Below are 23,521 nucleotides of genomic sequence, written 5' to 3'. Positions count from 1 at the left end.
TGTTTAATAACCCTGCGGTGGTGCGCAGGGCTTGCCCCGCGTGCTGCGCGCGAGGTGGATACCGAAAATCAAAACCTGGATGGACATGGACCGATGGTCGCTGCCGGACTGCCAAATGTCAAGCGACTGCGCGTGACGCCCGCAGACGCTGAATTTCCAACGCGTCCATCCCCAGCTCTGTCAACAACGCATCGGTGTTTTCACCTTGAAAAGGCGGCTCAAGCCGAACCCCCAAACGCTGACCATCCATGGTGAAGGGCAACAAGGCAGCAGGTGCGCTTTGCCCTGCTTTGTGGCCATCGGTCAGGCGCACATCAGCCAAACCACCCGTGGCTTGCAAGTGCGGATCGTCAAACAATTCTTCGGGCTTGACGATGGGCGCGAAGGGCAGACCGGCCTTTTCAAAAATGGTGGTCAACTCGGCCGCGGTGAATGCCGCAAGGCGGCTGCGCAATTCGGGCAGCAACACGGCACGCAGCGAAACACGGGCGTTGTTGTCGCTGTAACGCGAATCTGCTTTCAGGTCGGAAAAGCCCAGCACATCACAAAAGGTGGCCCACTGCGCATCGCTCACAGCGGCCAAGAAAATCTGCTCACCGTTTTTGACGGTGAACACGTCGTAAACCGCCCAAGCCGAGATGCGGTTGGGCATGGGCTCGGCCGCTTGGCCGGTGATGGCGTATTGCAGCATGTGCTGGCCCACCAAAAACACGTTGTTCTCAAACAGCGCCGACTGGATCTCTTGCCCACGCCCGGTGATGCCGCGCTGGATGAGCGCACCCAGCACGCCGATGGCGCCAAACATCCCGCCCATGATGTCGTTGACGCTGGTGCCTGCACGCAGCGGATCGCCCGGGCGGCCAGTCATATAGGCCAGCCCCCCCATCATTTGCACCACTTCGTCCAAGGCCGTGCGGTGGTCGTATGGGCCGGGCAAAAAGCCTTTGAGGCTGGCGTAAATGAGTTGCGGGTGTTTGGCCGACAGGCTGGCGTAGTCCAGGCCGTACTTGGCCATGGAGCCGGGCTTGAAGTTCTCGGCCACCACGTCGGCGGTGGCGCACAGGCGGCGTGCTGTCTCGGCCCCTTCGGGGCTTTGCAGGTTGATTTGGATGCTCTTCTTGTTGCGGTTGAACATGGGGAAAAACCCCGCGCCTGAACCCAGCAAATGGCGTGTGCGATCGCCCTCGATGGGTTCGACCTTGATGACTTCGGCCCCCATGTCGGCCAGCACCATGCCGCAGGTGGGGCCCATGACCATGTGGGTGAACTCGACGACGCGCAGGCCTTCGAGCGGGAGTTTGCGTGCCGGGGCGTTCATGCGAAGACTCAGCGGTAAAACGCCTCGACTTGGCCCTTGAGTTTGATCAGCAGGGGCTGGCCTTTGCGGTCCAGCGTTTTGCCAGCGGGCACGCGCACCCAGCCTTCGCTGACGCAGTATTCCTCGACATCGTTGCGCTCTTTGCCATTGAAGCGGATGCCAATGTCATGCTCAAACACGGCCCGGATGTGGAAAGGACTGCGTGGGTCGATCGACAGGTGATCGGGCAATTCAGGGCGCGAAGTGGCAGAGGTGACGGGCTTATTGGTTTCGGTCATGGTGGTTTTGGCAGATATTTGAAACAGCTGTTGATTCTGCACGAATTGGCGCGACACACAGTGGCAGAATCCCGGGTCGTCCAATGCTAACCCTGCGTGCTTTTATATGCACTACCGGAGCCAGTGCCTCTGGTTCTGGCTCTGGCTCTGATCTCCCACTGTTATGACTTCTCTTTGCGCCGGCACGCTCGGCATCGATTTCGGCACTTCTAACTCGGCCATGGCCTGGCTCGGCCCGCAAGGCAGCGCCCGCCTGATACCGCTGGAAGGTGAGGCGCTGGCCATGCCGACAGCCGTGTTTTACAACGCCGAAGACCACAGCACCCACTTCGGGCGCGATGCCCTCAAACACTATCTGGAAGGCACCGAAGGCCGCTTGATGCGCTCGCTCAAAAGCCTGCTCGGCAGCCCGTTGTTGATGGAAACCACGCAGATCGGCCACCAGCAGATCAGCTTTCAGGACATCATCGGCACCTTTTTGGCCACCCTGCGCGAACGCGCCACCCAAAACCTGGGCACCGCCCCCCGTCGCGTGGTCATGGGTCGGCCCGTTCACTTTGTGGACGACGATGCGGCGCGCGATGCGCAAGCCGAGGCCTCGTTGCGCCAGGCGGTGCAGTCGGTGGGTTTTGACGAAGTGTCCTTCCAGCTGGAGCCGATCGCCGCTGCGCTGGATTACGAGCAACGCCTGACCCAAGAAAGCACCGTGCTGGTGGTCGACTTGGGCGGCGGCACATCGGACTTCACCGTGGTGCGCCTGGGGCCAGACCGCATGCAGTGTGCCGACCGCAGCGTCGACATTTTGGCCACAACAGGCGTGCACATTGGCGGCACCGACTACGACCGCCAACTCAATCTGGCCCAGGTCATGCCCTTGCTGGGCTACAAGCACATTGGGCCCGAGCAGCGTGAAGTGCCCAGTCGCGTGTTTTTTGACTTGGCCACTTGGCACCTGATTCACTGGCAATACCAGCCCAAGGCTATCAGCCACGCCAAAACCCTGCGCAGCAACTACAACGAGCTGCGCCTGCACGAACGCCTGATGCGCGTGTTGACCGAGCGCCACGGACACCACATGGCGCACGAGGTTGAGCAAGCCAAAATTCGCTGCTCGGTGCAAGGGGCCGATACCGGCATTGATCTGTCGGTGATCGAGCGTGATCTGCAAGCTACTTTGGGCGTGAGCGACATGCAAGCCCATCTGCACGACCTGTTGGCCCGCACGGTGGCTTGTGCGCGTGATTGTGTGCAGCGCGCAGGCTTGACCGACGCTTCGCTGGATGCCATTTACCTCACGGGCGGTTCATCGGCCTTGCGTACCTTTCAGAAAGCTTTGCAGGCCGAGTTTGTGGGCGTGAAACTGGTCGAAGGTGATTTGTTTGGTGGCGTGGCTTTGGGGCTGGCCTACAGCCGCTGAGCGGGCTGGACGCTTCCAGTAACGCACTTCAGTCAACCCGCACTGCAGTTCGTGAACGAATGCAAAAAAGCCACTCAGGCAATACCTGAGTGGCTTTGTAAGAGCGCTCGTTCAACGCAAACTCAACGGTCCATCAACCGTTGAACCGCGAGTAGATCAGGCCTTCACAGCAGCCAGCGCGGCATTGAAGGTGGCACTGGGGCGCATGATGGCGGCCAGCTTGGCTTGGTCAGGCATGTAGTAACCACCAATGTCCACAGGCTTGCCCTGCACGGCATTGAGTTCTTCCACGATCTTCTTCTCGTTGTCGGTCAGTTGCTTGGCCAAAGGCGCGAACTGGGCGGCCAGCGCGGCGTCTTCGGTTTGCGCTGCCAACTCCTGGGCCCAGTACATGGCCAAATAGAACTGGCTGCCACGGTTGTCCAACTGACCTGTCTTGGGGGACGGGTTCTTGTTGTTGTCGAGCAGTTTGCCTGTGGCGGCATCCAGTGTCTTGGACAGCACGGTCGCCTTTTTATTGCCGGTCTTCAAACCCAGGTCTTCCAGCGAAACGGCCAGCGCCAGGAATTCGCCCAGCGAGTCCCAACGCAGGTGGTTTTCTTCCACCAACTGCTGCACATGCTTGGGCGCAGAGCCGCCGGCACCGGTTTCGTACATGCCGCCACCGGCCATCAAAGGCACCACAGACAGCATCTTGGCCGAGGTGCCCAGTTCCATGATCGGGAACAGGTCGGTCAGGTAGTCGCGCAGAATGTTGCCGGTCGCGCTGATGGTGTCCAGGCCGCGCACGACGCGCTCCAGGGTGTAACGCATGGCACGCACTTGGCTCATGATCTGGATTTCCAGACCCGAGGTGTTGTGCTCGTGCAGGTACATCTTGACCTTGGTGATCAGCTGAGCCTCGTGTGGGCGGTAGGCATCGAGCCAGAACACCACGGGCATGCCGGAGTTGCGGGCACGCGTGACGGCCAGCTTGACCCAGTCACGGATGGCGGCATCCTTGACCTGGCACATGCGCCAGATGTCACCGGTTTCCACGTTTTGCGACAGCAGCACTTCACCGGTGTTGATGTCGGTGATGTTGGCCACGCCGTCTTCGGCGATCTCAAAAGTTTTGTCGTGCGAGCCGTACTCTTCGGCTTGCTGAGCCATCAGGCCGACGTTGGGCACGGTGCCCATGGTCTTGGGATCGAACGCGCCATGCCACTTGCAGAAGTTGATCATCTCCTGGTAGATACGGGCAAAAGTCGACTCGGGCATCACGGCCTTGACGTCTTTCAGTCGGCCGTCGGCACCCCACATCTTGCCGCCGTTGCGGATCATGGCAGGCATGGACGCGTCCACGATCACGTCGTTGGGCGAATGGAAGTTGGTGATGCCCTTGGCCGAGTCCACCATGGCCAGCTCAGGGCGGTGCTCATGGCAAGCGTGCAGGTCGCGCTTGATTTCGTCTTGCTTGGACTGGGGCAGCGCGGTGATCTTGTTGTACAGATCGGCCATGCCGTTGTTCACGTTCACGCCCAATTCTTCAAACAATTTGGCATGCTTGGCAAACGCCTCTTTGTAGAAGATCTTGACGCAGTGACCGAACACGATGGGGTGCGACACCTTCATCATGGTGGCCTTGACGTGCAGCGAGAACATCACGCCGGTCTTGTGTGCGTCTTCGATTTCTTGTTCGTAGAAAGCTTCCAGCGCTTTCTTGCTCATGAACATGCTGTCGATGACTTCGCGGTCGAGCAAGGCCACTTTGGGCTTCAGGACGATGGTCTTGCCGCTCTTGGTGATCAACTCCATCTTCACTTCACGGGCGCGGTCCAGGGTCATGGATTTTTCGCCATGGTAGAAGTCGCCAGCGTGCATGTGCGAGACGTGTGAACGCGAAGCCTGGCTCCATTCGGCCATGCTGTGCGGGTTCTTGCGGGCAAATTCTTTCACGGCGCGGGGCGCGCGGCGGTCTGAATTGCCTTCGCGCAGCACAGGGTTCACGGCAGAACCGGTGCACTTGGCGTAGCGTGCCTTGAGGGCTTTTTCTTCGTCGGTCTTGGCGTTCTCAGGGTAGTCAGGCAGGGCGTAGCCCTTGGACTGCAATTCCTTGATGGCCGCAGTCAACTGGCCCACCGAAGCGCTGATGTTGGGCAGCTTGATGATGTTGGCAGAGGGGTTCAGCGTCAGCTTGCCCAACTCAGCGAGGTTGTTGGGCGCGCGCTGTTCGGCAGGCAGAAAATCCGAAAACTCACCCAAAACCCGGGCGGCGACTGAAATATCGCTTTCGGCCACTTCGATGTCGGCAGGTGCCGTGAAGGTGCGGATGATGGGCAAAAACGAGGCAGTCGCCAACAAAGGGGCTTCGTCTGTGAGGGTGTAAATGATCTTGGATTTGTCTGTAGCCATGGGTACTCTCGTTTCTCGTTATCAGGATGTGTCAAAAAGAACACGGCGTTCGGCGATGTGTCGAACAGATTCGAAAAACCGCCCTTTTAAGGTGGTTTAGCCCGTGACTTTATCTCAAAAGCGCCCCTGTTTGACTGACAAAAGGGCGTGCCCAGCCTATCCCGGTCAGGCCATGAGAGGCTAGCTGCACACGGGCGATTAAACTGAGGCCCCTTCTGAGTTGCGTCAAGCCCCTGTGTTTGGCGCTTGATTGACCCGGCCCGTGCCTTGAATGCACCGGCCAAAACCTAGGAAATTCCCATGGGCGCGCAATGGAAAGCAAAAGGCAAGGCACAGGCAGCAGACGCCCGAGGCAAATTGTTTGGCCGACTGGCCAAGGACATCATGATTGCGGCGCGCAACGGCCCAGACCCGGCCGCTAACTCGCGCTTGCGCCTGGTGGTCGAGCAGGCCCGAAAAGTCTCCATGCCCAAGGAAACACTGGAGCGCGCCATCAAGAAAGGCGCTGGCCTTTTGGGCGATGCCGTCAGCTTTGAGCGTGTGATTTATGAGGGCTTTGCTCCGCACCAAGTGCCCGTGATGATCGAGGTGCTGACGGACAACGTGAACCGCAGCGCGTCCGAGATGCGTGTGCTGTTCCGAAAAGGCCAGCAAGGCTCATCGGGTTCCGTGTCGTGGGATTTTGACCATGTCGGCCTGATCGAAGCCGAACCCGCCCAGACGGGTGCTGATCCTGAATTGGCCGCCATCGAAGCTGGCGCACAAGACTTTGAGCCTGCCGACGAAGACGGCATGACCGTGTTCATCACCGAAGCCGCCGACCTGGACCTGGTCAGCCGGGCCCTGCCCGCGCACGGCTTTACGGTGGTCGCGGCCAAACTGGGCTACAAGCCTAAGAACCCGGTCGACCCGACCAATCTGAGCGCCGAGCAGTTGGAAGAGGTAGAGGCCTTTTTGGGCGCTATCGACAACAACGACGACGTGCAAAACGTGTTTGTGGGTCTGGCAGGCTAAATTCACCTACGCCTCAACAAAAAAGCCTGACAGGTCGAGACCTGTCAGGCTTTTTTAGCTTGGAGCGGCTGTCTGTGCGGCTTAAATTGGTGCACATCCACGCACCAAGCCGGGGAAGTCCAAGGCCTTAAGGAAGAGTTGCGCACACCAATGATGCGCAACTCTTGCATACAAGATGCCAAAACAAGTGGCACGGTATTCGCTAGAGATTCAAACAAAGGAATCCCTGGTTGTGAACTCCAAAGACATTGCCGATCGGATCGTGGAAGCGATCCTGGCCCAAAAGTTGATGCCCGGTGCGCGCCTGGGAGAGCAGGCTTTGTCGATGCTGTTTGACTGCAGTCGAACCCTGGTGCGCGAAGCGCTGATGCAACTGGCCGCGCGTGGCATCGTCCAGGTCAGCTCCCGCCGGGGCTGGTTTGTGGTGCAGCCCTCCAAGACCGAAGCGCGCGATGCCTTCGAAGCGCGCAAGGTGATTGAAACCGGCCTGATCCGCAGTGCCGGGACCATGGACAAGGCGACGCTCAAGCGTTTGAAGCAGCATATTCAGCAGGAAAAAACTGCGCTCAAACAAGACGACGTCGGCCGCCGCAGCTTTTTGCTCGGCGACTTTCATGTCTGCCTGGCCGAGTGCCTGGGCAACCAACTGTTGGCCGACACGCTGCGCGACTTCACGGCGCGCACTACGCTGATCGCCATGCTCTATCAGTCCAGCCATGACGCGGTGAAGTCATGCCAGGAACACATCGAGATCGTTCAAGCCTTGGAGAGTGGCGACAAGGAGACCGCCGAACGCCTCATGGCCGAGCACATCGGCCAGGTGCAATCGGCCTTGCAGATCAACGCGTCCCCCGCCGACCCGCTGGCCGAGTTGCGGCTGGCCTTGGCTCCCATGAGCGCCGTCAGAGCAGTGGCCAAAAAACAAGCCAAGAGCCCAACCGGCAGCCCCTTTTCTTCCACCGCTTTATCCACCTCACCGTCCACTTACCTAGGAGCCTTGTTATGAAAATCTCGAAACGCCTCATCCTGTCCACCGTCGTCGTCGCCAGCCTGTTGACTGTGGCCGGGGCTAGCCACGCCCAAGCTGCACTGGACAACATCCAGAAAGCCAAGCTGATCAAGATCGCCATTCCGACCGACTTTCCGCCCTATGGCTTTGTGGGCATTGACCTCAAGCCCCAGGGCTTGGACATCGACATGGCCAATTTCATTGCTGCCAAGATGGGCGTGAAAATCGAGCTGCTCTCCGTGACCAGTGCTAACCGCATTGCTTACCTGCAGACAAAGAAGGCTGATCTGGTCATCTCCACGCTGGGCAAGAATGCCGAGCGCGAGAAAGTCATCGACTTCACATCGGCTTATTCCCCTTTCTTCCAGGGCATTTATGGCCCTAAAACCATCAGCGTCAAATCGATGGGTGACTTGGCCGGCAAAACCGTGGCTGCCACGCGCGGCGCTTTGGAAGATCAAGAGTTGACCAAAGTCGCCCCTGCGGGCACTGAGATCAAACGCTTTGAAGACAACAATGCCACGGTCTCTGCATTCGTGGCGGGCCAAACCCAATTGCTGGCTACGGGTGTGTCGGTGGCGGGCGTGATGATGCAAAAAAATCCACAGCTCAATACCGAATACAAGCTGCTGCTGAAAGACAGCCCCAACTTCATTGGCGTGGGCAAGGGCGAAGACGCGCTGCGCACCAAGGTCAACGCCATCATTGCCGATGCTAAGAAGTCGGGCGACATCGACAAGATGGCGCAAAAGTGGTTGGGCCGCCCCGCTGGCCAGTTGCCTGAATAAGCGCCTGGAGGGCTGAGACCATGGCCATCGAGCTGGACTTCGCAGCGGTTTTGACCGAGTGGCCCTTGTTGGTCAAGGGGGTGGCCTGGACTCTGGGCCTCACGGCCGTGTCTGCGGTCCTGGGCGTGCTGCTGGGCGTGGGCTGCGCCTGGGTGCGCACCCAGGGGCCGGGCTGGAGTCGTCCCGGTGTGGCCGCTTATGTGGAGCTGATTCGCAATACGCCCTTCATCGTCCAGCTCTTTTTCCTCTTCTTTGGTTTACCCGCCATGGGCGTGCGGCTGAGCCCCGAATGGTCCTCAGTGATCGCCATGGTGATCAACCTGGGTGCTTATTCGGCCGAGATCGTGCGGGCGGGCATTCAGACCACGCCTGTCGGGCAGATCGAAGCGGCCATGAGCTTGGCGCTGTCGCGCATGCAGACCTTCATCTGGGTGGTGCTGCCGCCCGCCTTGCAACGCGTTTGGCCTGCGCTGGTCAGTCAGATCATCATCGTGATGCTGGGCTCGGCGGTATGCGGGCAGATCTCGACCGAAGAACTGAGCTTTGCCGCTAATCTGATCCAGAGTCGCAATTTCCGCGCCTTTGAAGCCTTCATCGTGGCCACAGCCATTTACCTTTTGCTGTCGATCGCCACACGCGCCACGCTGAATTGGTTCGGCCAGCGCTTCTTGTTCGGAGGCCGCCGTGGTTGAGTTCTCTCTCTGGGACATCGTCAGTAATCTGCTGTTGGCTGCGCGCTGGACGATCGTGTTGTCGTTGATCGCTTTTGTTGGCGGCGGCTTGGTGGGCCTGGCATTGCTGATTGCCCGCACCACGCCCATCCGCAGCCTGCAAAAGGCGGTGGCGATTTACGTTCAAATTTTCCAGGGCACACCTTTGCTAATGCAGCTGTTCTTGGCCTACTTCGGCATGGCCATGCTGGGTGTGGAAACCTCGGCCTGGGCCTCTGCCGCCGTGGCCTTGACGCTGTATAACAGCGCCTTCCTCACCGAAATCTGGCACGGCTGCGTCAAGTCCATCGCCAAGGGCCAGTGGGAGGCGGCCCAAAGCCTGGCGCTGAACTTTGGCGAGCAGTTGCGCTACGTGATTTTTCCGCAGGCCGCACGCATTGCAGTCGCGCCTACGGTGGGCTTTTTGGTCCAGGTGGTCAAGGGCACAGCGCTGGCTTCGGTGATTGGGTTCATTGAACTGACCAAAGCCGGCACCATGATTACCAACGCCACCTTCAAGCCCTTTGTGGTCTACAGCTGTGTGGCCGTTTTGTATTTTTTGATCTGTTACCCAATCAGCCTGTATGCCCGCTCTCTTGAAGGTCGATTCCATGTTCAACGCTAATTCTTCTGTTCCAGTTGCCGTCGCCATTGCAGGGCTGCGCAAGTCCTACGGCACCAACGAGGTGCTGAAAGGCATCGACTTGCAGGTGCAAACCGGCGAGGTGATCGCCATCATCGGCAAAAGCGGTTCGGGCAAAAGCACGTTGCTGCGCTGCATCAACGGGCTGGAGACATTCCAGCATGGCAGCCTGACCGTGCAGGGCCAGCCACTGGTTTACACGGACCCTGCGGCCATGCGCAACCTGCGCCAGCAAGTGGGCATGATCTTCCAGTCGTTCAATCTGTTTCCGCACCTCACGGTGGGCAAGAACATCCAGCTCGCGCCCGCGCTGGTGAAGCAGTTGCCTTCGGCTGAGACCGAAGCCACGGCGCGTCGTTTGCTGGCCCGCGTGGGCCTGGCCGAAAAGTACGAGGCCTTTCCGGATCAGTTGTCTGGCGGACAGCAACAGCGCGTGGCTATTGCCCGGGCGCTGGCCATGTCACCTGGCATCTTGCTGTGCGATGAAATCACCTCGGCGCTCGACCCCGAACTGGTGGGCGAGGTGCTGGCCGTAGTCGAGTCGCTAGTGCAAGAAGGCATGACGCTCTTGATGGTCACGCACGAGATGAACTTTGCCCGCAAGGTGAGCGACCGCGTGATCTTCATGCACCAGGGTCTTGTGCACGAGCAGGGCACCCCCGCCGAGCTGTTTGCGAATCCGAAAACGCCTGAGTTGCAGCAGTTTCTGTCTTCTTTGCACTGAGGCCTTTCTGCGCAGCACCCCTTGAGTGAATCAGCACACTGAAAACAACAGTCCGCCCGATTACGGTCGCTGCTGAACTTTCCAGGAGCGTTTTTCATGAACCTGTCCGAACTGTGCCAGCGTGACATCCTCACCCTGAGCGCCGAGGCCTCTGTCCGCAAAGCCGCCGAGATGATGCGGACCCACCATGTGGGCGCGCTTGCCCTGACCGACCCTGAAGACCCGACGTGTGTGGTGGGCGTTGTGACCGACCGGGACCTGGTCATCAACTTGCTGGCGCAAGATCGATCGCCTGAAGAGCAAAACATCGGCGCGTTCAGTACCGTTCATTTGATCCGGGTGCCTGGTACGGCCACCGTCCACGAGGCTGTGCAGGCCATGAACCAGCATGGGGTGCGGCGCTTGTTCATCACCGAGCCCAACGGTCGACTCATGGGCTTGTTGTCCATCGACGATTTGCTGGTCACGCTGGCCGATGAACTCAGCGGTTTGTCGCAGGCATTGCGCATTGGCATTGACCTGGAAAGCAGCCGCACTTCACCCATGTTCAACCCCACTGAGCTGTCTGGCGGCATGTACTTGGCGCAGCACGAGCCTTGAGCCCGCGCCTTGCGCTTTGACGGCTGGGGCATAGGACGCTTTTATGAATGTGTCTGGGCGCGGCCCCGTGGCTGGCCGCCAAGAAAACGGTTTCCCAAATGACAAGCCCGACCAGCGAACTGGTCGGGCTGATGGGTCGTCACGAGAGGATCGTCCCAAAGTTTGCCCAAAAGAAGCTTCATCGTTCTGATGGGCGGGGCGCATGAATGCGCCCCAGAGGATGCTTCGGTCAGTCGCCCAACGTCAGCGATGCCACTTTAATCCTGCCCAGCAATTTCGGTCAAGCCACTGTTACATTTTTGGCGTTGAATCAAGCCCGGCCGCGCCGCTGTTGCACCGCCAGCGCCAGCGCATCCAACAGCGGCACTGTCTGTGCAAAGCCGATGCAGGCATCGGTGATGGACACACCGTGCGCCAACGGCTGGCCTTCTTTCAGGTCTTGCCGGCCCTCGTTCAAATGGCTTTCGATCATCAGTCCCATGATGCGGCGGTCGCCTGCGGCCACTTGCGCGGCCACGTCGTGTGACACCTCGATTTGTTTGCTGTGCTGCTTGCTGCTGTTGGCGTGCGACACGTCCACCATCACTTGCGGCGCAATGCCTGAAGCTTCCAGCGCCTTGCAGGCCGCGTCGACATCGGCAGCCGAGTAGTTGGGCAACTTGCCACCGCGCAGGATGATGTGAACGTCCTGGTTGCCACGGGTCTCGAAAATCGCGGCCTGGCCCATCTTGGTCATGCCCATGAAGGCGTGCGGTGCCTTGGACGCGACCACCGCATCGGCCGCCACTTTGACGCCGCCGTCGGTGCCGTTTTTGAAGCCCACTGGGCACGACAGGCCACTGGCCAGCTGGCGGTGGCTCTGGCTTTCGGTGGTGCGCGCCCCGATCGCGCCCCAAGTCACGAGGTCGCTGATGTACTGCGGGCTGAGCAAATCCAAAAACTCGGTGGCCACGGGCAAACCCAAGTCGAGGATGTCCAGCAAGAGCTTGCGCGCCATCTCCAGCCCTTGGTTCATGGCAAAGCTGCCGTCCAGGTGCGGGTCGTTGATGTAGCCCTTCCAGCCCACCGTGGTGCGGGGCTTTTCAAAATACACACGCATCACGATCTGCAGGTCTTTGGCGTGCTGGTCCGCTTCGGCCTTGAGCAGCTTGGCATAGGCGATGGCCTGATCGTGGTCATGGATCGAGCAAGGCCCGACCACCACGACCAAGCGGTCGTCTTTGCCTTGCAGCACATTCGAAATGTCTTGCCTTGAACGTTCCACCAGCGCCAAGTGCGCTGAAGATGCGGGCAGCCGCTCTTCGAGCAAAGCCGGGGTCATGAGCGGGCGCACCGAAGCTATGCGGGTGTCGTCGATTCGGGTTTTGTCTTGGGTAGAAAGCATTTGTAAAGTCACCTGATAATTCACAACCAGTTTAAAGGGATCCTCCATGACGCTACCGCCACCGCAACTTGAACACCTGTGCGACTTGGCTGTGACCATCGCTGCACCCGTTGAAGTGGGCCAAACGCCTGCGGGCTTGCGCCGCATGATCCCGATCACGGGCGGCACTGTGAGTGGCCCTCGGGTGAATGGCAAAGTGTTGGCGGGTGGTGCTGACTTTCAGCTGATTCTGGGCGGCGGCACACAAGCGCACCTGGACGCGCGTTATGTGATCGAGCTCGACGACGGCAGCAGGGTGTTTGTGCAAAACACCGCCTTGCGCGTGGCCTCGCTGGAAAACTCGCAGCGCATCATGAACGGCCAACCGGTCAATCCCGACGACATTTACTTTCGCTGCCAACCCAAGCTCGAGGCCACAGCACCGCAGTGGGCCTGGCTGAGCGAGAGCCAGTTCATTGGCACCGGGCGGCGTGCGCCCGATGGGGTTTTCTTGAGTTTTTACCGGGTGCTGTGAGCGGTCTGACCATGACGACAAACACTGTTTCCCAAGAGACTCTGCAACAAGCCCTGTCCGACTTGTTCGCCCCCTGGGTGCAAGCGCTGAACCTACAAGTTGAGCGCTTTGACGCCGACAGCGTGACGCTGCGCCTGCCGCAAAGCGATCAGCTCGCGCGCGTGGGCGGCATGCTGTGCGGTCAGGCCATGATGGCGGCGGCCGACACGGCCATGGTGTTGGCCCTGATCAACCACTTCGGCCAGTTTCGGCCTTGCAGCACCGTGCAGTTGTCCAGCAGCTTCATGAAGCCCTTGTCGGGGCAGGATGCACTTGTCACGGCCCGCGTCTTGCGGGCGGGCAAAGCCATGGCGTTTGGAGAGATCGACCTGGCCGGAGCCAGCGACGGCAAAAGCGTTTTCAGGGCCAGCACGACCTACGCTTTAATGTGATCCAGGGCCGTCAGGCCCATGCCAGTCCAGCTTGGCTACAATACGGCCATTCTTGTTTTGAGGTTCCCCATGTCTGCTCACAACGACACACACACATCTGACGATCCCGTTGAAAACGTGGTCAAACACATTCCCGTGGTCATTCCGGCCGCTGGCGCCGTGTTGATTTTCTTGCTGGCCTTCATCGCCGTGTTCATGGCCTGAGGCGTTTTCGCAGTTTGAGTGCCTGCCTTTTGTGGCGGCACCCCGCCCTAACCCGCAACAGCCTTGGCTTTGCGGGTTTTGTTTTTTGCGCGTGGTTTTGTCTGGTCGGCACACTCGGGAGCCGCGGGACGTTGTCGGTCAGCCGACTTCGCGCACCGGCATGATGTGCAACGCGCCCGGCGCAATCAAAAGCTGGACCCAGCCTCCGGCCTTGACGTCCAAACGACCCAATAACCGCGTGGTCAGGTTCAGGGTGATGGTTTGGCTGGTCAATGCCTCTGGCGTGAGCGTGCACAAACTTATTTCACCCAATGCCAGGACTTCGACCAGTCGGCAACGCAAAAGCGTTGCGCCCGTTTCTGGCTGATTGGTCGTGCTCCCATCGGCCAGCACATCCACCTGCTTGCCGTTGAGGACCCAGGTCACGGGCGTGTCGTCGTCGATCTTGTTTTTGTCGACCACGGTCAAATCAATGGCCTCTTGGCTGGCGCCTGATTCTGTCCAGCGCAGGCGTGCCCAACCTGGCTGGTCTTTAAAGAATCGACCCGCAAAGTGGTTCTGAATGCCCACCAACGCGGCCACGCGGGCGTTGCGTGGGCTGGCAAATACCCTTGAGGGCTCGCCTGTTTGCAAGGTATGGCCTGCATCCACAATGACCACCCGGTCAGCCAGGCGACGGGCTTCAGCCAGGTCGTGCGTCACCAGGACCATGGGGACAGACACTTTTTGACGCAAAGCGGCGAGCTCGCGGTAAAGCGTTTGCCGCGTAGGGGCATCGACGGCAGAAAATGGTTCGTCGAGCAGCAAAACACCTGGCAAAGGGTTTGGGATGTCTGGCACATCGGAGGCGGATTGCGGCGTGGGCATGACGCGCACCAAAGCCCGAGCCAAGGCCACGCGCTGTTGTTGACCGCCTGAGAGCTGAACCGGTCTGCGTTGGCTGAGCGCTGCCAAACCCAATCGACTGAGCAAGTTCTGCACATCGGCAGCCGTCCAGCCGGGGCCCGCGGCCAGCGCCACATTCGCGTGTGCCGTCATGTGGGGGAACAAGGCGTAATGCTGGAACACCAGGCCCGCCCGGCGCTGCTGCGGACTGAGCTGAACGCCTGTTGCCGTATTCAGCCAGTCTTGCCCTGCCACACGGATGTGGCCTCGCACATCGGCTGGCGTCCATAACCCTGCAATGGCACGCAGCATGCTGGTTTTGCCGCTGCCCGAGGGGCCCACCAAAGCCACCAGCTCACCCGCACCACAGTCGAATTCGGCGTCCAACCGAATCGGGGTCACTGACTGCAATTGCACTTGCAAGCCCGACATCAGCGCTCCTGCAGGGCTCGGCCGCGCTGGCCCACCCGGTCAAAAGCCAGCACCAGACTCAGCGCCAGCAAGGACACGCCCACCAGTGCCAGCGCCATCACATGGGCCGACTGCAAATCCATGCCTTGCACCTTGTCGTAAAGCGACACCGACAGGGTGCGGGTCTCGCCCTCGATGTTGCCGCCCACCATGAGCACCACACCAAACTCGCCCAGCGTGTGTGCGACCGTGAGCGCCATGCCCGCCAACAGACCTGGCCATGCCAAGGGCAGTTCAATGCGCCAAAAGGTTTGCCACGGCGACAAGCCCGAGACCCAGGCGGCCTCTCGCAAACTGTGCGGCACTGCTGCAAAAGCGCGCTGAATGGGCTGAACCATGAAGGGCAGATTGACCAGCACGCTCACCAGCAAGAGGCCTTCCAGCGTGAACACCAAGCGCACACCCGAAGCCGCCAGCCAGGTTCCCAGCGGGCTGCCCTGGCCAAAAGCCACCAAAAAGTAAAACCCGATCACGGTGGGCGGCAAGAGCAAAGGCAACAACAACAAGGCCTCGATCAAAGGGCGTCCGCCCCAAGCGGTGACCGCCAGCCAGCGTGCCAGCGCCAAGCCCAGTGGCAGCAAAACCAAAGTGGTCAAAGCCGCCAAAGTCAGCGATACGGTGAATGCGGGCCAATCCATGGGGTTGTCGCTGGGTCTGCCGGTATGGGCATGTTGGAGTAAGAGGTCTCGATTATTACGGCAAGGCGTAGCCGTGCCGCACAAACACCGCCTGCGCCTGCGGGCTTAGCAAAAAACGGTGCCAGGCCATGGCGGCCGGGCTGGCCTCTTTCAACAAAACCATGCGTTGGTGCAAGGGTCCGTGCAAGTGCTCTGGCAAAGGCAATACCTGCAGGGTTTGGGCGATTTCGGGTGCCGTGGTCAATGCCAATGCGGTGATGCCCGCCTGTGCAGCCCCTGTCGCCACAAACTGTGTTGCTTGGCCAATGTTGTCACCCAGCACTTTTTGCCGTGCAGCAAGTGCGCCCACGCCCGAGCGTTGCAATGCCTCTTCGGCGGCCAATCCATAGGGAGCCAATGCGGGGTTGGCAATGGCCAGTTTGTCGCCCGGTTTCATGGCCTGCACCACCGCGGCCAGCCCTTGCGCCAACGGCAATGCTGAATTTTTAGGCACGATCAGCGCCAAGCGCCCGGTTGCATACCGTTGCCCGGCATCCCGTGTGAGGCCCGCTTTGGCCAGTTCGGCCACGCGCTCTTCGTCCGCCGAGATGAATTGCTCGACGGGAAGCCCTTGCAGGATCTGCCTGGCCAAATTACCGGAAGCCCCCAGATTCACATCCACCTGGACCCCTGTTTGTTGCTTGTACAGGCTTGTCAAGTCAGCCAGTACAAACTTCAAATTGCTGGCAGCCGCAATTTTGATGTGCACGGGTCCCTGTGCCTTGGCCGCGAAGGGGGCGATGACCAGCACGGCCAAAGTCGCCACCAACCATTTGCGGCGGCAGGCAGTCAATGTCGACAGACAAGCGTTCTGCATAACGTCATGCATTTTTTGCATATATTTAAAGAGGTTTTGGACTGAATCGACAGGCACGGGTCCGGCTGGCTCCCTAAAATCAAAGCCCTTGGTTACCAAGCGGTTACGGCCACCGATTTCAGCCCATCAAGCTTGCCAGTATCTCAGCCCATCAACCGTTTTTTCAAAGCCTCTGTTCAGGGGTTTTGAAAAAACGATTTTTAAACTTGGAGCTAGTCATGAACTCACCCGTGATGCAGGGCCTGAACCTGAACACCCCCGCGTACGTCAAGAACGCGAAACTGATCGCCTGGGTCGCCGAAATGGCCGCCCTGTGCAAGCCGGCCAACATTTACTGGTGCGACGGCTCTCAAGAAGAATACGACCGCCTGTGCGCAGAGCTGGTCGCCGCAGGCACCTTCAAAAAGCTGAACCCCGCCAAGCGTGCCAACTCATTCCTGGCCTGTTCTGACCCGTCTGATGTGGCCCGCGTGGAAGACCGCACCTACATCTGCTCGGCCCAAAAAGAAAACGCTGGCCCGACCAACAACTGGATGGAACCCGCGCAAATGCGCGCCACCCTGAACCCGCTGTTTGACGGGTGCATGGCAGGCCGCACGATGTATGTGGTGCCGTTCTCGATGGGCCCTCTGGGTTCGCACATCAGCCACATCGGCATCGAGCTGACCGACAGCGCTTACGTCGCCGTCAACCAAAAAATCATGACCCGCATGGGCAAGGCCGTGTTTGATGTGCTGGGCACTCAGGGCGAGTTCGTGCCTTGCATGCACACCGTGGGCGCACCTTTGGCTGCCGGCCAAAAGGACACGACCAGCTGGCCTTGCAACCCGACCACCAAATACATCGTGCACTTTCCTGAGACCCGTGAAATCTGGTCTTATGGTTCGGGCTACGGCGGCAACGCGCTGTTGGGCAAGAAGTGCTTTGCACTGCGCATCGCCTCCAACATGGGCAAAGAACAAGGCTGGCTGGCCGAACACATGCTCATCCTGGGCGTGACCAACCCCCAAGGCAAGAAGTACCACATCGCAGCGGCCTTCCCCAGCGCTTGCGGCAAGACCAACTTCTCGATGCTGGTGCCCCCCAAAGCCTTCGAAGGCTGGAGCGTGACCACCATCGGTGACGACATCGCCTGGGTCAAGCCCCACGACGACGGCAAGATGTACGCCATCAACCCCGAAGCCGGTTACTTTGGCGTTGCCCCCGGCACCAACATGAAGACCAACCCCAACTGCATGCTGAGCCTGCACAAGGACGTGATCTTCACCAACGTGGCCCTGACCGACGACGGCGACGTGTGGTGGGAAGGCATGGAAAAAGACACCGGCAAGCTGCCCGATCACCTGATCGACTGGCAAGGCAAAGACTGGACGCCTCAGATCGCCAAAGAAACCGGTGCCAAAGCCGCCCACCCCAACGCCCGCTTCACCGTGGCCGCTGCCAACAACCCCGCGCTCGACCCTGCATGGGACGACGCTGCCGGTGTGCCGATCGACGCCTTCATGTTTGGTGGCCGCCGCTCGACCACCGTGCCCTTGGTCACCGAAGCGCGCAGCTGGACCGAAGGCGTTTACATGGCCGCGACCATGGGGTCAGAGACCACCGCTGCCGCCTTTGGCGCGCAAGGCGTGGTGCGCCGCGACCCCTTCGCCATGCTGCCGTTTTGCGGCTACAACATGAGCGACTACTTCCAGCACTGGCTGGACACCGGTGCCAAGGCACAGGCCGCTGGCCACAAGCTGCCCGCCATGTACTGCGTCAACTGGTTCCGCAAGGGCGAGGACGGCTCGTTTGTCTGGCCCGGCTACGGCGACAACATGCGCGTGCTCAAGTGGATGATCGACCGCCTCGAAGGCAAGGCCACAGGCGAAGAAACCATGTTCGGCGTGGCCCCCACTTATGCCGAAATCACTTGGACTGGCCTTGACTTCAGCGCCGAGCAGTTCAAAGCAGTGACCAGCATCGATAAAGCCGCATGGCAAGCCGAATTCAAGCTGCACGACACGCACTTTGAGCAACTGGCTTTCCACCTGCCCAAAGCGCTGCTGGACACCAAGGCCGGACTGGAAGCACGCTTGGCTGCGTAAGTCATGGCTGCCCGATCAAGTCGGGCATGACTGACATCCCCACCGCCCCGGCCGCAAACCGGGGCGGTTTTTTTTGGCCTGCACAATGGGCACATGTCTACCCTCGCTGTTTCTGAATCCCGCGAACGTCGCGCCCTCTGGCTCCTTTGGATCACGCCCGCCCTGTGGTCCGTCAACTACATCGTGGCACGCACCGCGCCCGGCGTGGTGGAGCCCCACATGCTGGCCCTGGGGCGCTGGGCTTTGGCCGGCGTGATCTTGAGCTTCATCGCCCGCAGCGAACTGTGGCGCGAGCGCCGCAGCACCTTGCGCGCGGCTTGGCAATACCTGGCCTTGGGGGCTTTGGGCATGCTGGTCTGTGGCGCTTGGGTCTATCAAGGCGCGCAAACCACCACCGCCATGAACATCGCATTGATTTACGCGGCTTCGCCCGTGCTGATTGCGCTGGGTGCCGTGCTTTGGCTGGGCGAGCGGTTTTCGTGGCGACAAGGCTTGGGCGTCCTCGTTGCCATGTCGGGCGTGTTCCATGTGGTGGTCAAAGGGCAATGGGGGGCGCTGGGCCAGGTGCAATGGGTGGTTGGTGACGGCTGGATTGTGCTGGCCATGGTGTCTTGGGCAGGATTTGCTTTGTTGCAAAAGAAATGGCCCACACCCTTGGGCTCAACGGCGCGGCTGGCTGCCATTTGCACGGGCGGTGTGCTGGTCTTGTTGCCTTTTGCCACATGGGAATGGCTGCAGGCCGACACCCCGCCGTGGAGCGCCCAAGCCACCTGGCTCGTGCTGGGTGCGGGCTTGGTGCCGGGCATTGGCGCTTATTGGGCGTATGGTTTTTGCCAGAAAGTGCTTGGGGCCAGCCGGGTGGCAGCCAGCTTGTACCTGGGGCCTTTGTATGGCGGCTTGACCGCCTGGCTTGTGTTGGACGAGTCTTTGGGCTGGCACCACGTCATGGGCGCGTGCCTGATCTTGCCGGGCATTTACCTGGCTTCGCGCAAAACGCCTGCAACAACCTAGCCCGCAGCGGGGCACCAAAAGCAAAAGGCCTCCCGAAGGAGGCCTTGTGTTTTGGCAGGGGCCAGCGCCCCACGCACAAGCGATCAGATGTAGTACATGCGGCTTTGCAGCATGCGGGCCGTGCGGCGGGTCATCAGCGTGGCGATGTCTTTGGCAGGCTGAGTCTCGTTGCTTGCGCGGTCCATGGCCGTTTGCAGGTCGTTCATCAGACGGCTGTCGGTCTGGGCCATCGCCCAAAGACGCTCGTCGGCGCGGCGACGCGCCACATGGGCAGACCAGGCATCCAGGCCGCTCATCAGGTTTTGCGCCAGAGCACGGGTCACGCCGCGCAGCACACCAATCGCCACAGCAGCCACGGCCCACAGAGCCAGCCAAGCGGCCACAACATGAGATTCGGCCCAGCTGTCGATCATTTGATCGGTCAGCACAACCAAGGCAGCCACGCCAGCTGCCAGCATGAGTGTGGCCAAGGCTTTGGTTGAGGTCGCGGGAGCAGCCGCAACAGCTGTTTGAGTGGGCATTTGACCCAGAATCGATGTGGTAGCTGTGTTCATTGTGTGTTCCCTTGAATTGATTTTGGTTAATTTGGCAACCCAAATAATCAAAACCATGGGTGGATCATAGGGTTATTACTGATGATGTTCAACTTTATATTCATGATGTTTATCATTCACAATGGTGATACAAAAGGGATATTTGCATGCCTCACGTCATTCCAGCCGCCTTTCGCACCTTGGACCTGAACCTGCTTCGGGTCTTTGACGAAGTCATGGCCGAGCGCAGCCTGACCCGTGCTGCGCGCAACCTGTCGCTGACCCAGCCGGCCGTCAGCAACGCTTTGCGCCGCTTGCGCGATGCACTGGACGACGAACTGGTGCGTCGACACGGCCACGGCATCGAGCCCACGCCCCGCGCACTGGCGCTGTGGCCCAACGTGCGCGAGGCGCTGCGCCAGTTGCAAGAAGCCATCGTGCCCAGCACCTTTGTGCCCCACGACGCCACCAACACCTTCATCTTGGCCATGGCCGATGCCACGGCCGCCGAACTGATGGGCGGGCTGGCCCGGCAACTGCAAACCGACGCGCCGGGCATTTCGTTGCGCGTGGTGCCCCTGACCACCCGCGATCCGCGCAGCCTGCTGAGCGATGGCATGGCCGACATGGCGATGGGCTACTTTCCTGCTGTATTGACCGATTTGACCGGGCGTGCTCAAGCTGGCGAAGCGGTGTCTTTTGAACACCAGCGCCTGTATGCGGGTGAATACGTCTGTGTGATGCGCCAAGGCCACCCCTTGGCCGAGCAGCCCATGACGCTCGATACCTACTGCGCAGCCCGCCACTTGCTGGTGAGTTTTTCGGGGCGGCCTTATGGCTTTGTCGATGAGGCCCTGGCCTCCATTGGGCGGCAGCGGCGGATCGTCCTCACGGTGAACCAGTTTTTCACCGCAGGGCAGGTGGTGGTCAATTCCGACTTGCTCACCGTGTTGCCACGCCACTTTGTACCCACCACAGGCATGGGCGACCAACTCGTGCTGCGCGAACTGCCCTTGGACGTGCCGCCTGTGCACGTCGAAGCTTTGTGGCATCGGCGGCTGCAACACGACAGTGCGCACCAGTGGTTGCGCGGCCAGTTGTTGCAAGTGGCCCAAGCCGCTTTTGCCAAAGAGGACATGGCATGAAGATTCAATTGCTCTCGGACCTGCACCTAGAGGCCAACCCCGGCTTTGTGCCCACGCCCGCGCCCGGTGCCGACTTGTTGGTGCTGGCAGGCGACATCGGCTCCTACCAAGCGAACTCGGCACTGGCCGCTGCAGGCGACACCGACTTTGGCCTGAAGCGCTTTTCACCGCTGCACGGCTGGCCCACCCCGGTGCTGTTTGTGCCGGGCAACCACGAATACGACGGCCTCGACTTTGACGAAGCCCACACCCGCCTGCACGAAACCTGCACGCGGCTGGGCATCACCTGGCTGGAGCGCGAAGTGCTGCACCTGAACGGGGTGCGCTTTGTGGGCACCACGCTGTGGGCCGACTTCGATGCCATGGGGCCATTGGCGGGCAAGCCACTGCCCGAGAAAATTCCCGCCCACTTCAGCCACCCCAACAGCCAATACACACGCCAACTCAAGGCCCGCGACAAAGCCTTCCGCGCCGCCAACTATTACCTGCGCAAAACCGGCACCACCCGAGGCACACAAGCCTGGCTGGCAGAGCCCGTGCGCGAACAAGCCTTGCTGTGCCAAAGTTGGTTGAGCGCCGCGCTCGACATCCCGTTTGATGGCCCCACCGTGGTGGTGACGCACTTTGCCCCCAGCCTGCGCAGCGCCGATCCGCGCTATGGGCTGGTGCCGGGCACTGCCGGGTTTTGCAACGCCCTTGATGCTTTGCTGCCCCAAGCCCAACTGTGGCTGCACGGCCATCTGCACTGCCCGGTGGACTACACCCACAACGGCTGCCGCGTGGTGGCCAACCCGCTAGGTTATGCCCACAAAAAAGAGCAGCTCACGTTTCAGGCGCAGCAGGTGATCAGCGTGGATGGCGCTTCTGCGCGGGACTGAAGCCAACAAGCTACAGGCCGTGCTGGCACGGCAAAGCTGCAGCACCAGCACAGATCGCATGCATGCCCATCAGCGTCGGTGTTCGCTTGTCAAAAGAGCGGCGACAGCGCCCGGTAAAGCGCCTGAAAACGCGCATGGCGCAAGATCAGTGTCGCGTGCTGCGTGGCGTCTGGCTCAAAACTGCGGCTGACAGGGGGCGTGGTGCACACCGCCTCGACAGAACCACCACAGGCCAACCAAGCCAGACGCGCCGCGCCCAAAGCCGCGCCGGTTTCAGCGCCTGCGTGCAAGGTCAGGGTCAAGCCCAAGGTGTTGGCCAACAACTGCGCCCACCAAGCGTCACGTGCGCCGCCGCCCACCAAGGACAGGCTTTGCAAAGTCGACTCGGGCGAACTCAAGGTCTGCAAACCATCAAGCAGGCCCAAAGCCACACCCTCGGCCACGGCATAGGCCATGGCCTCGCGCCCATGCGCCGCCGTCAGGCCAAACCAGCAGGCGGTGGCCAGCGGCTGGTTGTGTGGGGTCCGCTCACCACTGAGATAGGGCAAAAACAAGGGGGCTGTGCGCCGCTCGGCCTCACTCAGTTTTGCAGCAGCGGCCAGCAAACTGGCCTCGTCGGCAAACGCCAGTTGTCGGGCGGCCCAAGTGAGCGCACTGGCCGCACTGAGCATGACCGACATCTGGTGCCAGCGGCCCGGCAGTGCGTGGCAAAACGCGTGCAAGCCCTGCGCCGGTTTGGGCGCAAAACGCGCACCACTGACAAACACCACCCCAGAAGTGCCCAGCGACACAAAGCCCTGCCCTGGCCGCACCAAACCCATGCCGACCGCGCTGGCTGCGTTGTCGCCTGCGCCACCGGCCACCGGCACCCGCTCGGGCAGGCCCCAGCGGCGGCACAGTTCGGGTTTCAAAAAGGCCGACACGGCGCTGCCCTCCACCAAGCGCGGCATGTGGCTGCGGTCCAAGCCACAAGCGGCCAGCAAGGTGTCTGACCAATCGCGCAAACCCGTGTCCAGCCACAGCGTGCCTGCGGCGTCCGACATCTCGCTCACGGCTTCACCCGTGAGCTGCCAGCGCAGCCAGTCTTTGGGCAACAACACGCGGCGCGTGCGGGCAAACAGTTCAGGCTCGTGCGCACGCACCCACAGCAACTTGGGCGCGGTAAAGCCCGGCATGGCCAAGTTGCCCGTGATGCTGGCCAACTCGGGCTCCTGCGCCATGAGTTGTTCGCACTGCGCACCGCTGCGCCCGTCGTTCCACAAAATGGCCGGGCGCAAGACATCGCCTTGCGCGTCCATCAAGACCGCCCCGTGCATTTGCCCTGACAAGCCCACGCCTTGCAAACGCGCCAAAGCCTCGGGCTGCGTGCCTTGCAGTTGTGCCATGACCTCCTGCAAAGCCTGCCACCAACTGGCCGGATCTTGCTCTGACCACAGTGCTTGCGAGCGTTGTACCGTCAAAGGCGAACGCGCCGTGGCCAACACCTGGTGCTGGTCATTGAGCAGCAGGGCTTTGAGTTCGGAGGTGCCCAAGTCCAGACCCAGAAACATGTCAAATGCTTTCAAAAAATGCCTGGCCAACACATGGGG

General features: G+C 60.6%; 24 protein-coding genes. 15 read left to right on the top strand and 9 right to left on the bottom strand.

The genetic code is table 11. The features are described from left to right. Positions 1–118: 118 nt before the first annotated feature. Both ACZ5RG_RS13900 and ACZ5RG_RS13895 read right to left on the bottom strand, forming a co-directional pair. A complete protein-coding gene (locus ACZ5RG_RS13900) occupies positions 119–1,318 on the bottom strand; it encodes a CaiB/BaiF CoA transferase family protein (protein ID WP_298603199.1) in 1,200 nt (399 codons plus the stop codon). An 8-nt stretch (positions 1,319–1,326) separates the two neighbouring features. Continuing rightward, positions 1,327–1,596 carry a DUF3297 family protein gene (locus ACZ5RG_RS13895; protein WP_464447355.1) on the bottom strand — a complete coding sequence of 90 codons (270 nt, stop codon included), beginning with the start codon at positions 1,594–1,596 and terminating at the stop codon, positions 1,327–1,329. A gap of 163 nt (positions 1,597–1,759) precedes the next feature. Here ACZ5RG_RS13895 and ACZ5RG_RS13890 point away from each other — a divergent pair, with 163 nt between their 5' ends. Continuing rightward, positions 1,760–3,013, top strand: a complete 1,254-nt coding sequence (locus tag ACZ5RG_RS13890) for an Hsp70 family protein (RefSeq protein WP_464447354.1) — start codon at positions 1,760–1,762, stop codon at positions 3,011–3,013. A gap of 156 nt (positions 3,014–3,169) precedes the next feature. Here ACZ5RG_RS13890 and ACZ5RG_RS13885 read toward each other — a convergent pair whose 3' ends face one another. Then, positions 3,170–5,407, bottom strand: a complete 2,238-nt coding sequence (locus tag ACZ5RG_RS13885) for an NADP-dependent isocitrate dehydrogenase (protein WP_464447353.1) — start codon at positions 5,405–5,407, stop codon at positions 3,170–3,172. Positions 5,408–5,707: 300 nt separating this feature from the next. On the opposite strand from ACZ5RG_RS13885, the gene ACZ5RG_RS13880 reads away from it, so the two are divergent. From ACZ5RG_RS13880 to ACZ5RG_RS13850, 7 genes are all read left to right on the top strand, one after another. Further along, complete coding sequence (locus tag ACZ5RG_RS13880) at positions 5,708–6,421, top strand: YebC/PmpR family DNA-binding transcriptional regulator (RefSeq protein ID WP_464447352.1); 714 nt, start codon at positions 5,708–5,710, stop codon at positions 6,419–6,421. 289 nt (positions 6,422–6,710) lie between these two features. After that, positions 6,711–7,427: a GntR family transcriptional regulator gene (locus tag ACZ5RG_RS13875; RefSeq protein WP_464448214.1), complete on the top strand. Its 717-nt coding sequence runs from the start codon at positions 6,711–6,713 to the stop codon at positions 7,425–7,427. Next, positions 7,424–8,218, top strand: a complete 795-nt coding sequence (locus tag ACZ5RG_RS13870; RefSeq protein WP_464447351.1) for a transporter substrate-binding domain-containing protein — start codon at positions 7,424–7,426, stop codon at positions 8,216–8,218. Before ACZ5RG_RS13875 ends, ACZ5RG_RS13870 begins: the two co-directional genes overlap by 4 nt. Positions 8,219–8,238: 20 nt before the next feature. Beyond that, the gene (locus ACZ5RG_RS13865; RefSeq protein ID WP_464447350.1) at positions 8,239–8,910 is read left to right on the top strand and encodes an amino acid ABC transporter permease; all 672 of its coding nucleotides are present in this window, start codon (positions 8,239–8,241) and stop codon (positions 8,908–8,910) included. Further along, on the top strand, positions 8,903–9,553 hold the full coding sequence (locus ACZ5RG_RS13860; RefSeq protein WP_464447349.1) for an amino acid ABC transporter permease: 651 nt from the start codon (positions 8,903–8,905) through the stop codon (positions 9,551–9,553). Before ACZ5RG_RS13865 ends, ACZ5RG_RS13860 begins: the two co-directional genes overlap by 8 nt. Further along, positions 9,540–10,295 (top strand): amino acid ABC transporter ATP-binding protein, encoded by a 756-nt coding sequence (locus ACZ5RG_RS13855; RefSeq protein WP_464448213.1) that lies wholly within the window; start codon positions 9,540–9,542, stop codon positions 10,293–10,295. Before ACZ5RG_RS13860 ends, ACZ5RG_RS13855 begins: the two co-directional genes overlap by 14 nt. Positions 10,296–10,391: 96 nt before the next feature. Next, positions 10,392–10,895: a CBS domain-containing protein gene (locus ACZ5RG_RS13850; protein ID WP_312259911.1), complete on the top strand. Its 504-nt coding sequence runs from the start codon at positions 10,392–10,394 to the stop codon at positions 10,893–10,895. 310 nt (positions 10,896–11,205) lie between these two features. Here ACZ5RG_RS13850 and ACZ5RG_RS13845 read toward each other — a convergent pair whose 3' ends face one another. Continuing rightward, entirely contained in the window at positions 11,206–12,279 is a 1,074-nt protein-coding gene (locus ACZ5RG_RS13845) for a 3-deoxy-7-phosphoheptulonate synthase (protein WP_298601260.1), read from the bottom strand. A 46-nt stretch (positions 12,280–12,325) separates the two neighbouring features. Here ACZ5RG_RS13845 and ACZ5RG_RS13840 point away from each other — a divergent pair, with 46 nt between their 5' ends. The 3 genes from ACZ5RG_RS13840 (at position 12,326) to ACZ5RG_RS13830 (ending at position 13,428) form a co-directional block, all read left to right on the top strand. Continuing rightward, complete coding sequence (locus ACZ5RG_RS13840) at positions 12,326–12,793, top strand: DUF3237 domain-containing protein (protein WP_019430917.1); 468 nt, start codon at positions 12,326–12,328, stop codon at positions 12,791–12,793. A gap of 11 nt (positions 12,794–12,804) precedes the next feature. Further along, positions 12,805–13,224 (top strand): PaaI family thioesterase, encoded by a 420-nt coding sequence (locus tag ACZ5RG_RS13835; protein ID WP_464447348.1) that lies wholly within the window; start codon positions 12,805–12,807, stop codon positions 13,222–13,224. 69 nt (positions 13,225–13,293) lie between these two features. Further along, positions 13,294–13,428 carry a hypothetical protein gene (locus ACZ5RG_RS13830; protein ID WP_255417455.1) on the top strand — a complete coding sequence of 45 codons (135 nt, stop codon included), beginning with the start codon at positions 13,294–13,296 and terminating at the stop codon, positions 13,426–13,428. Between the two features lie 138 nt (positions 13,429–13,566). Here ACZ5RG_RS13830 and ACZ5RG_RS13825 read toward each other — a convergent pair whose 3' ends face one another. The 3 genes from ACZ5RG_RS13825 to modA are packed head-to-tail and all read right to left on the bottom strand — an operon-like array spanning position 13,567 to position 16,278. Next, the gene (locus ACZ5RG_RS13825; RefSeq protein WP_464447347.1) at positions 13,567–14,745 is read right to left on the bottom strand and encodes an ABC transporter ATP-binding protein; all 1,179 of its coding nucleotides are present in this window, start codon (positions 14,743–14,745) and stop codon (positions 13,567–13,569) included. Beyond that, positions 14,745–15,422, bottom strand: a complete 678-nt coding sequence (modB, locus tag ACZ5RG_RS13820; protein WP_298601275.1) for a molybdate ABC transporter permease subunit — start codon at positions 15,420–15,422, stop codon at positions 14,745–14,747. The genes ACZ5RG_RS13825 and modB overlap by 1 nt, the downstream gene beginning before the upstream one ends. Before the next feature lie 55 nt (positions 15,423–15,477). Continuing rightward, the gene (gene modA, locus ACZ5RG_RS13815) at positions 15,478–16,278 is read right to left on the bottom strand and encodes a molybdate ABC transporter substrate-binding protein (RefSeq protein WP_464447346.1); all 801 of its coding nucleotides are present in this window, start codon (positions 16,276–16,278) and stop codon (positions 15,478–15,480) included. 218 nt (positions 16,279–16,496) lie between these two features. Between modA and ACZ5RG_RS13810 the strand changes: the two genes are divergently transcribed. Both ACZ5RG_RS13810 and ACZ5RG_RS13805 read left to right on the top strand, forming a co-directional pair. After that, on the top strand, positions 16,497–18,365 hold the full coding sequence (locus tag ACZ5RG_RS13810; RefSeq protein ID WP_315136787.1) for a phosphoenolpyruvate carboxykinase (GTP): 1,869 nt from the start codon (positions 16,497–16,499) through the stop codon (positions 18,363–18,365). A gap of 93 nt (positions 18,366–18,458) precedes the next feature. Continuing rightward, positions 18,459–19,376 (top strand): DMT family transporter, encoded by a 918-nt coding sequence (locus ACZ5RG_RS13805; protein ID WP_464447345.1) that lies wholly within the window; start codon positions 18,459–18,461, stop codon positions 19,374–19,376. 83 nt (positions 19,377–19,459) lie between these two features. Here the strand turns inward: ACZ5RG_RS13805 and ACZ5RG_RS13800 are convergent, their stop codons facing one another. Further along, positions 19,460–19,930 carry a hypothetical protein gene (locus ACZ5RG_RS13800; protein ID WP_315236184.1) on the bottom strand — a complete coding sequence of 157 codons (471 nt, stop codon included), beginning with the start codon at positions 19,928–19,930 and terminating at the stop codon, positions 19,460–19,462. Positions 19,931–20,076: 146 nt separating this feature from the next. Between ACZ5RG_RS13800 and ACZ5RG_RS13795 the strand changes: the two genes are divergently transcribed. Continuing rightward, positions 20,077–21,054 (top strand): LysR family transcriptional regulator, encoded by a 978-nt coding sequence (locus ACZ5RG_RS13795; RefSeq protein WP_298600588.1) that lies wholly within the window; start codon positions 20,077–20,079, stop codon positions 21,052–21,054. Then, positions 21,051–21,932: a metallophosphoesterase gene (locus ACZ5RG_RS13790; RefSeq protein ID WP_298600585.1), complete on the top strand. Its 882-nt coding sequence runs from the start codon at positions 21,051–21,053 to the stop codon at positions 21,930–21,932. Before ACZ5RG_RS13795 ends, ACZ5RG_RS13790 begins: the two co-directional genes overlap by 4 nt. Positions 21,933–22,021: 89 nt before the next feature. On the opposite strand, the gene xylB is transcribed toward ACZ5RG_RS13790, so the two are convergent. Continuing rightward, entirely contained in the window at positions 22,022–23,482 is a 1,461-nt protein-coding gene (gene xylB, locus ACZ5RG_RS13785; RefSeq protein ID WP_464447344.1) for a xylulokinase, read from the bottom strand. Positions 23,483–23,521: the final 39 nt, after the last annotated feature.

The sequence above is a fragment of the Limnohabitans sp. TEGF005 genome (genome assembly GCF_055394835.1).
The sequence above is the reverse complement of the archived record's forward strand: the minus strand, read 5'-3'. Positions and strand labels throughout refer to the sequence as shown.

What these genes read in the sequence shown, in the direction of transcription:
- ACZ5RG_RS13875 (WP_464448214.1), top strand. Translation starts at nt 6,711, where the DNA reads ATGCCCGGTGCGCGCCTGGGAGAGCAGGCTTTGTCGATGCTGTTTGAC.
- ACZ5RG_RS13850 (WP_312259911.1), top strand. Translation starts at nt 10,392, where the DNA reads ATGAACCTGTCCGAACTGTGCCAGCGTGACATCCTCACCCTGAGCGCC.
- ACZ5RG_RS13890 (WP_464447354.1), top strand. Translation starts at nt 1,760, where the DNA reads ATGACTTCTCTTTGCGCCGGCACGCTCGGCATCGATTTCGGCACTTCT.
- ACZ5RG_RS13865 (WP_464447350.1), top strand. Translation starts at nt 8,239, where the DNA reads ATGGCCATCGAGCTGGACTTCGCAGCGGTTTTGACCGAGTGGCCCTTG.
- ACZ5RG_RS13845 (WP_298601260.1), bottom strand. Translation starts at nt 12,279, where the DNA reads ATGCTTTCTACCCAAGACAAAACCCGAATCGACGACACCCGCATAGCT.
- ACZ5RG_RS13830 (WP_255417455.1), top strand. Translation starts at nt 13,294, where the DNA reads ATGTCTGCTCACAACGACACACACACATCTGACGATCCCGTTGAAAAC.
- ACZ5RG_RS13840 (WP_019430917.1), top strand. Translation starts at nt 12,326, where the DNA reads ATGACGCTACCGCCACCGCAACTTGAACACCTGTGCGACTTGGCTGTG.
- ACZ5RG_RS13880 (WP_464447352.1), top strand. Translation starts at nt 5,708, where the DNA reads ATGGGCGCGCAATGGAAAGCAAAAGGCAAGGCACAGGCAGCAGACGCC.
- ACZ5RG_RS13790 (WP_298600585.1), top strand. Translation starts at nt 21,051, where the DNA reads ATGAAGATTCAATTGCTCTCGGACCTGCACCTAGAGGCCAACCCCGGC.
- xylB (WP_464447344.1), bottom strand. Translation starts at nt 23,482, where the DNA reads ATGTTTCTGGGTCTGGACTTGGGCACCTCCGAACTCAAAGCCCTGCTG.
- ACZ5RG_RS13855 (WP_464448213.1), top strand. Translation starts at nt 9,540, where the DNA reads ATGTTCAACGCTAATTCTTCTGTTCCAGTTGCCGTCGCCATTGCAGGG.
- ACZ5RG_RS13810 (WP_315136787.1), top strand. Translation starts at nt 16,497, where the DNA reads ATGAACTCACCCGTGATGCAGGGCCTGAACCTGAACACCCCCGCGTAC.
- ACZ5RG_RS13835 (WP_464447348.1), top strand. Translation starts at nt 12,805, where the DNA reads ATGACGACAAACACTGTTTCCCAAGAGACTCTGCAACAAGCCCTGTCC.
- ACZ5RG_RS13825 (WP_464447347.1), bottom strand. Translation starts at nt 14,745, where the DNA reads ATGTCGGGCTTGCAAGTGCAATTGCAGTCAGTGACCCCGATTCGGTTG.
- ACZ5RG_RS13870 (WP_464447351.1), top strand. Translation starts at nt 7,424, where the DNA reads ATGAAAATCTCGAAACGCCTCATCCTGTCCACCGTCGTCGTCGCCAGC.
- ACZ5RG_RS13795 (WP_298600588.1), top strand. Translation starts at nt 20,077, where the DNA reads ATGCCTCACGTCATTCCAGCCGCCTTTCGCACCTTGGACCTGAACCTG.
- ACZ5RG_RS13805 (WP_464447345.1), top strand. Translation starts at nt 18,459, where the DNA reads ATGTCTACCCTCGCTGTTTCTGAATCCCGCGAACGTCGCGCCCTCTGG.
- ACZ5RG_RS13885 (WP_464447353.1), bottom strand. Translation starts at nt 5,407, where the DNA reads ATGGCTACAGACAAATCCAAGATCATTTACACCCTCACAGACGAAGCC.
- modB (WP_298601275.1), bottom strand. Translation starts at nt 15,422, where the DNA reads ATGGATTGGCCCGCATTCACCGTATCGCTGACTTTGGCGGCTTTGACC.
- ACZ5RG_RS13895 (WP_464447355.1), bottom strand. Translation starts at nt 1,596, where the DNA reads ATGACCGAAACCAATAAGCCCGTCACCTCTGCCACTTCGCGCCCTGAA.
- ACZ5RG_RS13900 (WP_298603199.1), bottom strand. Translation starts at nt 1,318, where the DNA reads ATGAACGCCCCGGCACGCAAACTCCCGCTCGAAGGCCTGCGCGTCGTC.
- modA (WP_464447346.1), bottom strand. Translation starts at nt 16,278, where the DNA reads ATGCAGAACGCTTGTCTGTCGACATTGACTGCCTGCCGCCGCAAATGG.
- ACZ5RG_RS13800 (WP_315236184.1), bottom strand. Translation starts at nt 19,930, where the DNA reads ATGAACACAGCTACCACATCGATTCTGGGTCAAATGCCCACTCAAACA.